This is a genomic window from Bacillus sp. EE-W1, from assembly GCF_009760835.1.
GTDB lineage: Bacteria > Bacillota > Bacilli > Bacillales > Bacillaceae_G > Bacillus_A > Bacillus_A wiedmannii.
Window position 1 is genome coordinate 74,253 of record NZ_WIPE01000067.1, and the last position, 8,727, is coordinate 82,979.

Genomic DNA, 8,727 nt, shown 5'->3' on the forward strand with positions numbered 1-8,727 from the left:
TAAGTCTTTTGCAAAGTTTGGAGAAAGAAACACTGCGATGGCTTTCGTGTCTTTTACTGCTTCAGGAACAAAAGGTATTTGAGTTAAATTAAGCATCATGATCGCATACATCTTTTCTTGATAGCGGTCAATTGGGTAAGTTTCATTTGGTAATGAATAGGGAATCCTTCCAATCCAACTTTCATTTATAGATAAATCAGGTCTTTTTCCTCCTGTTTGAAAGAGAGTTGCTTGTTTTCTTAGGATATTCTTAATTTGAACTATTTCCAAAGTATTTCTCCTCCTAAATTTATTGTTTTCTCTGTATTTCAATTAATAAGTATATTGTATCAATAATGTGTGTTTTTTGTTATAACGATTCTTTTGAAAGGTGCGGCTAGCAGCAATTTTACGAGTCAGAATCAAATTTGCTTAATCTTTTTTAATGGATTCTTTTTAGTGCTAAGTTACTAAGGATTTTCAGAGTATTTATAATCCAACTTTATTTTACCCCATATTTTTATCAGTTGATTGGCAGAAAAATCTGTATATGTTAAAATTTAGATAGAAAATATTACCATCTAATGATTGGACAGCTGTTTTTCATGAGTAAGATTTTATAGTTCTTAATAAACTAGGAGGCTTAAAAATGAAACTTTTAGGAAAAGTAGCTATTATTGGAGCATTAACTATTGGAGGAAGTGTATTTTCCTATACTGCAGGAAGCATTACACCTGCTTCTGCTGAATCTCAATTTATACAGAAAGCATCACCGGTTTTCGATGACTGGCAATGGCAAAACTATTTTTTACTTCATCATAATGCAGATTTTTCACAAGAATTAGCTGTTGGTGAATTGAAGCATGGAGATACTTTGGACATTAAAATTTATACAGGCGGTAAAGATAAAGGTATTGTAAAGATATATCGATTAAGTGAAGATGAGAATGAAGTAGTAAATATGCAAAGATATAAAACAATATATGATACTGGTACTGAGCATAATTATGGTAGATTTGTAACACCTATTACATCAGTTTATGAGCCAGAATCATATGTAGTTGTTATGAAACTTGGAGAAAATTATTATTATGGTGGCAGCTTTAAAATTAAAAAATAATGAAAGTTAATTTCACTAATGATAATATTTTTGATATGATCAATGTATAATAAAAATATAACTCATGTAATAGTCTAGGCGGTATACTTGACCAACGGCCGCTTAACTAATGAGTTATACCCCTTAGAAAAGGTACCTTGCAGCAGGGGTACCTTTTCTTTTATTTTCAGTGGTAAATTATTTTAAATAGAAGCTATATAGCTAAAAAGTATAATGATTAAATTGTAATTGAAGTGAAGTATGTATCCCATATGAATATTTTTAAATATTAGAAAGAAAATCATTTGAGCGATAGCTGGTATCCCAATGATAGTTAAACATTGTACCCAATTATAGTTATACGTAGAGAGATGGAGTAACCCAAATGAGCTTCCAGACAATATTAAAGAGGCTGTAATTGAAGCGATGGGGCTTATTTTGAAGGATCGTATGATTTTATGCCAAAAGAACAATATAGATACAAACATAATGTTCTCTCCGATTAATTGAATTGCAATCCCAGGCGTTTTGTGAAGCATATTAGTAATCCCTTCATTCTCAATAGGATTAGATGTTCCTTTGAATGTTGTAAAAGATATTAGTACGGCTAAAAATAACAACATAATAGCATAAATAATGAAAGCACAGAAAAAAGAAATTTTTAGCTGCTGGAAAATGATTTTTTTAGAAAACAAAAGTCTTTGATCTCGCATTATGAATAGGAAGACTAATGAAATAGGAAAAGAAAAATAAATGGATTTAATTATGTATTGCATTAGTATATCTAATTCAATTATATAATTAAGCGTAAATGAAGGAAAAGGTAGGTAGACTGTAATAATACAAAATATGATAAGTATTAGAAACTGCAGATACGTTTTAGTTTGTACTAAGCAATCTAAATATGTGTTGGCAGCACTTAATGCGTTTATGGTCTGCTTAAACTCTTTAGAAACTGCGTTCATAACACTCCTCCATTTTTATAAAAGTAAATGTATTTAATCCATCATCTTATATGCCATTCTTCCCTAATTGTATTAAATGTAATCTCCTCTCTACACGCATTATTAAATTTCACGTACCTTGCTTATAAATTATATTTAAAATATAGTCACCAAGAGGATTTCTATGCCAAAAGAAAAAGCATCCCTCTGGATGCCTCACTTACCCTATTTATTAATTAAATACATGATATAATGGATACTTCTAAAGGATAAATAAAGAACTATTTCTTCATCCTCTTTTCAACCCAACTAATAAAACTGGTACTTAGTTGCTGTTCTTGCAGCCAGTCTTGTAGTTTTCTATATTCATCCCAATATGTTTCCTGATTCTCTTTTACAAACTCCAATTGGTTCAATTTAGTTGTAAAATATATAAATTGCTCTTCAGTATATGCAGCCATACTTTTTACTTCCTTTTTTGTTTAGTTTAATGTTACTTAATATATGGTTTTGTATAATGTCCATTGTAACAAAGTTCCAATCGATCTATTATTATTTTTAGTAAATGGAGGGGATTTTTTTGAAAAGGGAAAATTTGAGGGTGTTTACTAAAATTTCATTCTTAACAGCATTAACTTCAATTACAATTCTACCAATATCCTTATATATGTTAGCAATGACTTCAAATGAAAATATAGTATCTATTTTACAGGTTTTTATATCAGTTATATTTTTTGCTTCCTTATTTGCTGTTCCTTTAAGCGTCATTTCAATGTTCAGTAAAGAGAATTTAACCAAAAGAATTTTTGTTTTATTGGGAAATTTATTACCAATCGGTCTTTTAACTTATGCTATAATTTTAGAATTTGTAGAGGAATTCTTGCAGACTACACCTTAAAACAAAAAATAGCGAATTTAGGTTTAATAACGTTTAACAGTCTTAAGATTACTTTTAAAGGGTTTAATGAGTTTTTGTACTTATTGTATTGTTGAACCAAATAAAAACTCTTACAAACTAATCTGAGTGGTCGTTTTTAAGTTCTTAAAAATGTTTTTTGGACTTTTGCAAATAAAAGGAAAAGAATTCGTCTTAGGGACCCTTTTCCTTTTATTTTTTAATCTTAGTGTAATCTGTATTGTCCTGTTAATTGCTCTTCAGCCATTCGAACTAAGCGCTTTGTAATTTCTCCACCGACAGAGCCATTTGCACGTGATGATGTATCAGGTCCAAGTGTAACTCCTAATTCACGGGCAATTTCATACTTCATTTGCTCAATAGCGCTTGCTGCAGCAGAAATAAGAATTTCATTTGTATTACTTTGGTGTCTTTGAATATTCATAATTGCACCTCCACTATATTTGTATATAACATGTGCTTAATTATGATATTTATACGTAAGTAGACTATTTTCTTCTAGGATTTTTAGGAGAATTCTTTTTCGTTCTCTCTTTCCCATATTCAACTAACTGACCTTGAAAAATATCTGAATCCTGAATTCCTAATACATTCATTTCTTCTCGAAATGAACGCCAGGACTCTACCTTTATTGATTTTTCTTGGTCGTTTCTTAATGTGTAGATTCTTGAGTATTCTATAATTAACCCTCCTCAAATGTTAAATAATCTACATTGCACTTCAGTATAACAATAAAACCGCCCGTTAGGACGGTCTCTCTTTACGTTATTTTTTTATAGCTCTACGCTTTCTTATTTTCTCTTTAATATATTTTATGTTACGTATGCTTAAACGAATCGAAGCGAATATAAGGTAAATCATTAAAATGACGTAGACTGCTAACCAACTCATGTACATAAAAGGTTCCTTGAAATGCATTTTCCGTAAGCCAGTTAGTGACCCATATTAGTAAATCTCTGTTTTATTAAACAATTTACTTTAAATATTCCAATAGTCACTATTTATATCACTATTATATTTATATTCGATCTTTTCTTTTCCACACTTTTCACATTTATAAAAACTAGCTGTACCCATCTGTCCTGTTTTAAAATTTTCACTATCTTGAGTTTTAATAAAGTTATATTTATGAATACATTTAGGTTCTTTTGCTTTATTTATCCATTTTCTTAACATAAAGTAATCACTCTCCTTTAAAGAATATTCCTCGTGAATTTCTACATTTATAATAGCCTACTAAATATTCCTATTCAATGGTTAGGTATGCCGTACAAAACCCGCGAAATATTGGTGATATCCCATGTTAATCATATAAAAAATACATAATTAAACAAGAATTTTATATTTAAATTTCATACCAACATATCCGCAAATGAAGTACCCACATTATTCTTTCTTTTCATATGCTTCTCTAAATAGATTTTTGTTGTTTGGATATTTTCGTGACCTAGTGTTTGCATTAAGTGATATAGATCCGCGTTTCCTTGTTCAACTGCCATGATTGCAAATGCATGACGGAATGTATGTGCCGTTACAGGATTTTCACGATACTTTAAGAAATCTAAATTTGTCTTTTTTATCATGTCTGTTACCTGATTTGATAACGTTTTCGGATTATAAAAATTCCCTCTTTGATTTACGAATAAAGGACATTCATCTCCCCGATCCAATATCGTTTGAAATCCTCTTCTCCGTCTCATTTCGCTAATACATTGGAATAAATGCTCAGGAATGAAAAGTTCACGTACTTTATCCCCTTTTCCTGTGACTTTTAACCAATACTTTCCGTCATAATGTAAGTCTTTCACTCTCGCGGTGCACAATTCCTGAATTCTTGCACCGGTACTTGCTAGAGATAGTAAAATTGTATAGTTTACTAAATGACCTTGTTCTTTATAAAACCCTAAAATTTTCATTACTTCATCATAGGATAGGTCCCGATTTGGCCGATCCTGTTCATTTACATTTGCACGCTGCAGTTCTTCATGAAGAGGTCTTTTAATATAAGCAAATACATAAAGGTGTTTTAGAAAAGAACGTATAAGTACTGATTTTTTGGCAAGTGTTGCGACCGCGTACGTATCCCCATCCCTACCGTTCTCTACCTGCTTCAACCAAGCATTATATTTACGAATATGCCAAGGCTGCAATGTTTTTAATAAAGAGTCATTTTGCTGTACCTCTTCCCCATTCAAATCGAATTCTTCTGCATGCTGCACCATGCATTGACAAAATGATAAGATTTCAGAAACATAACTCTTTTTCGTATCCCCTTTTCTATTCTTCTTCTCATCCATATCTTTTTGTAAATGTACGAAATGATAAATAACTTCCAGATCACGTAAATACGTATATTTACTCTTTCCCTCTTTTTCTGCAACCTCCATCTTTTCTTCCACCTTATCTACATAACGACTATCATGCAGGAATGGAACCATATATCTTATATTTTCTACATATGTATCTATATCTTCACTTTGATTCATTGTTATAGGTAAGTTCTCTTTTTCATTTTGTTTATCCATATTTCGAAGTCACCTCTCCTATTGAAGATTATGAATATAATTCTCTTTATTATCCTTACTTATCATTTTATTTTACTTCTATTAATTATACAAATGATAAATCATTTTCTTTCTGTAAGAATCCTACATTCTTCTCTATTATCCTATACGTATATTTTTTTATAATTTATTAGTAAATAGATATCTTTTAATAGATAATATCTTATATTTTAAATCCATTTTACAATGAAGATAAATTTAAAAACACATTAAATGATAAAACAAATCAAAAATACTTTTAAACTACAAAAATTCATAAGAACTTTAATAAATTCTATTTCTCATTTTAAATATATCTCATATTCTGATATGATATATACATATCTAAAATACTAGTAAACAATAGTTATGGAGGTGTCCTTTCATGACACAGGATTTATTGTTCATTACAAAACCTACTGTAACGACAAAAGAAGCAGCCGACTTATTAGGAGTAACGGTACAAACAATTTTAAAGAAAGAAAAAGATGGATTAATAGAATGTGTATATAAAGATAACTGGAAGCAATTCGGTAGTAAGATTTTCTATTTAGAGGATATTGAACGTTTAAAAAATATCGAAGAGATTGAGGGTTATAGTACAAAAGAAGCAGCTGAGATTCTTAATGTAGCACCATCTACTGTCTTTACATATATCAAATCTGGAAAACTACCTGCTTCAAAGATTGAAAAGCGCGGAAAAGAAGTATATATCATTGATAAAGATGACCTTGAAACTTTTCAACTTACTTATGAAAAAACTACATCAAAAGAGCGAAAAACATTCATTGCTAAGATTCAAGACGAAGATATATATTTATATCAATTATTAACCCATCAACATACCAGAAAAATAGCGAGAGTAATAGAAATCAATGGAGCAGACGGCAAGATTCTTACAGAAGACGAAGAAATTTTCCCCCTATCCACGTATAAAGAACATAATTACTCCTTTGAACCTTTCCGTAAGCAAGCTGTAATTACAAAACGAGGGTATTTATCTTTTTCATTTAAAAAACCTCAGCTATTTAATTCCATTACTTATAATCTAATAAATTTATTTTACAAAGAGCTAGGTGTCACAAATATGCGATTGAGTATTTCATCAGATACTATTAAATTAGAAATTAAACCTTTCATATTACAAGTTGATCCATTACAGTTTCAAGAAGAGATTAAATACTTACATTCTCATATGAAATCAGGTACGATCCTTCCACATGTAGAAGGAGTTTACTTTAAAAGTAATGTAGAGCCATTAACTTTTCATGCGGATTATGAATTTAAGCAAAAAATAGTGCAAATGGCAACGAATGCTGGTATGGGACAGGAAGAATTCTTATTGCAAGCTGTGAAATCTTATATAAAAAATTTAGAACAACAGTAAATATTTATTAATAATAAGAAGCCTGGAAAATAAATCTTTCCACGCTTTTTTAGATTTATAAATTTTAACTTAATAGCAATGTGTACAAAGACATGAAAGTAGGAACTAATCTTATAGTGTAAAATACTGAATTATTAACAGATACATTTTATTTAGTACCCATTTTTTTGTCCTCATATCAAGACAAGAAAATGGGTACTTTTTTAAATTAAGACACCAAAGTGGATATTTTTAAAAAAATAGGGAACTAAATTTTTTATAATAAATATTACATTTGAATATTTGGAGGAATTGAATTTTGAATAAGAAATTATTAGTAGCTTTAACATGTAGTACTTTATTTATGGGGATGACAGCTTGTGAATCTAATGATACTGCTAGCACAGCGGAAAAATCCAAGCAAGAGAGCTCAAAAAAATCAAGCGATACACAGAAAAAAGATACAAAAGAAGAGGTGCCGGTAAAAGAAATAAATGCAACTATTAATGCTGGGCCCTATAAATATAGTCCTAATGGTACAAATAATGAGCATTTCATAATTTATGATAATGCAAAATTCGAAGATAATTTTGATGGGCTTAAAGTATATATGAACCAACTATCTTTAACTAATAAAGAAAGGACTTTAAATGGAAAAGATGTGGGTTCTCTCCGAATTGTATTTACAATTGAAAATACAACAAAGTCTACTTTCTCTTTTAGCTTTAATAGGATGCGTGCTACTACTAATCAGGGTGATCTATTTGAGCCATCCACATTTATTAAACAAAATTTTATAAATCCTACTCAAAAAATAGATGATACACAGGATAATAAAATTGTATTTAATGATTACGGAACAAAAGATTTGGAATCTATACAGTGGGTTGATTTTACTTTTGAAATAAATAAACAAAGTCCTGAAATAACCATTGCGAAGACACAAAAATATAAAATTAGATTTAATATAGATCAGCATTATACAGAGACTACAACTAAACAAGAACAGCCTCAATCTTCTTCAGACAAGGATGCTGCTACATACAAGAATGAAATTAAACCTAAAATTGATTCCATGATAAAAGAGTATAATGATATATGGAATCAAGAAGTAAAATCAGTTTTCAACAAAGAGGGAGAAACTCCAGCAACTGTAGACCAAAATACTTTACAAAAACAAATGGAGATTGTATCAACTAAATACAGGGAATTGTCAAAAGTGAATATCAATTTTAATGCTGCTGATAAAATAAATGACCCTGTTCTAAAAGAAAAAATAAATAAATTTAGAGAAGAGTTTGGTCTTGCGGCAAATTATAGAGAAAATGCAGCAAATGCTATATTGCAAGGGGCACGAGGTGTAGCTCCAATGGAAGACAGAATGAAGGAAGCTCAAAAATCAAGACAACTTTCTGAACAAAAGTTTAGTAGCGCTTCAAGAACTTTAGCTGAATTTGAAACAAAATTAAATTGAACTTAGAAAAAGCATGTTTTAATAAAAAAATTTTTCCGAATGCACTTTTTCTTTTTGTTCTTTTATCAGGGATCATAACGTTAAATTAATCAAACATTTTTCGAAAACTACAACAGTTATTTACGAGAATACAACCTCAACTTAAAAAAGACCACCCCTTTCAATAAAGTAAGTGGTCTTCCTAAATTATCTATTTTCTTAAAATAAACCTATAATAACTTTGATACCTCTTTACTCAGTCATCCGATTATAGGAATAAAATCCATTAATACATGTAATTCTATCCCTATTAAAGCAGAAATAAAAATGATTTTTAAGAAAGTACTCTATTTATAAGTAAACAATATTATTAATCTAAGTATTATAAAATTAGTAACTCACTTAAGAAGTTTTAAAAGACAAGCTT

At 29.7% G+C, this 8,727-nt stretch carries 10 protein-coding genes and 1 pseudogene; 4 read left to right on the forward strand and 7 right to left on the reverse strand.

Annotated features, from left to right (window positions below; genetic code table 11):
- Nucleotides 1-270 (reverse strand): annotated as a pseudogene (locus GFJ36_RS29720) (DUF1963 domain-containing protein); the annotation flags it as partial.
- A gap of 358 nt (nt 271-628) precedes the next feature.
- Between GFJ36_RS29720 and GFJ36_RS16565 the strand changes: the two are divergent.
- Nucleotides 629-1,099, forward strand: coding sequence for a DUF5065 family protein (locus GFJ36_RS16565; RefSeq protein WP_097890912.1), 471 nt, complete (start codon nt 629-631; stop codon nt 1,097-1,099).
- Nucleotides 1,100-1,281: 182 nt separating this feature from the next.
- Here the strand turns inward: GFJ36_RS16565 and GFJ36_RS16570 are convergent, their stop codons facing one another.
- Nucleotides 1,282-2,043, reverse strand: a complete 762-nt coding sequence (locus tag GFJ36_RS16570; protein ID WP_157349687.1) for a hypothetical protein — start codon at nt 2,041-2,043, stop codon at nt 1,282-1,284.
- A gap of 260 nt (nt 2,044-2,303) precedes the next feature.
- On the reverse strand, nt 2,304-2,483 hold the full coding sequence (locus GFJ36_RS16575; protein WP_088609977.1) for a hypothetical protein: 180 nt from the start codon (nt 2,481-2,483) through the stop codon (nt 2,304-2,306).
- 119 nt (nt 2,484-2,602) lie between these two features.
- Here GFJ36_RS16575 and GFJ36_RS16580 point away from each other — a divergent pair, with 119 nt between their 5' ends.
- A complete protein-coding gene (locus tag GFJ36_RS16580) occupies nt 2,603-2,920 on the forward strand; it encodes a 2-acyl-glycerophospho-ethanolamine acyltransferase (RefSeq protein ID WP_088609976.1) in 318 nt (105 codons plus the stop codon).
- A 223-nt stretch (nt 2,921-3,143) separates the two neighbouring features.
- Here GFJ36_RS16580 and GFJ36_RS16585 read toward each other — a convergent pair whose 3' ends face one another.
- From GFJ36_RS16585 to GFJ36_RS16595, 4 genes are all read right to left on the reverse strand, one after another.
- Nucleotides 3,144-3,362, reverse strand: coding sequence for an alpha/beta-type small acid-soluble spore protein (locus tag GFJ36_RS16585; RefSeq protein ID WP_098133712.1), 219 nt, complete (start codon nt 3,360-3,362; stop codon nt 3,144-3,146).
- Between the two features lie 64 nt (nt 3,363-3,426).
- Nucleotides 3,427-3,621 carry a hypothetical protein gene (locus GFJ36_RS29725; protein WP_242016006.1) on the reverse strand — a complete coding sequence of 65 codons (195 nt, stop codon included), beginning with the start codon at nt 3,619-3,621 and terminating at the stop codon, nt 3,427-3,429.
- Between the two features lie 295 nt (nt 3,622-3,916).
- The gene (locus GFJ36_RS16590) at nt 3,917-4,114 is read right to left on the reverse strand and encodes a hypothetical protein (RefSeq protein WP_088609974.1); all 198 of its coding nucleotides are present in this window, start codon (nt 4,112-4,114) and stop codon (nt 3,917-3,919) included.
- Nucleotides 4,115-4,290: 176 nt separating this feature from the next.
- Nucleotides 4,291-5,463: a tyrosine-type recombinase/integrase gene (locus GFJ36_RS16595; protein ID WP_098961775.1), complete on the reverse strand. Its 1,173-nt coding sequence runs from the start codon at nt 5,461-5,463 to the stop codon at nt 4,291-4,293.
- 403 nt (nt 5,464-5,866) lie between these two features.
- On the opposite strand from GFJ36_RS16595, the gene GFJ36_RS16600 reads away from it, so the two are divergent.
- Nucleotides 5,867-6,868: a helix-turn-helix domain-containing protein gene (locus tag GFJ36_RS16600; protein ID WP_097890902.1), complete on the forward strand. Its 1,002-nt coding sequence runs from the start codon at nt 5,867-5,869 to the stop codon at nt 6,866-6,868.
- A gap of 298 nt (nt 6,869-7,166) precedes the next feature.
- A complete protein-coding gene (locus tag GFJ36_RS16605) occupies nt 7,167-8,321 on the forward strand; it encodes a ribonuclease (RefSeq protein WP_097890900.1) in 1,155 nt (384 codons plus the stop codon).
- Nucleotides 8,322-8,727 lie beyond the last annotated feature (406 nt).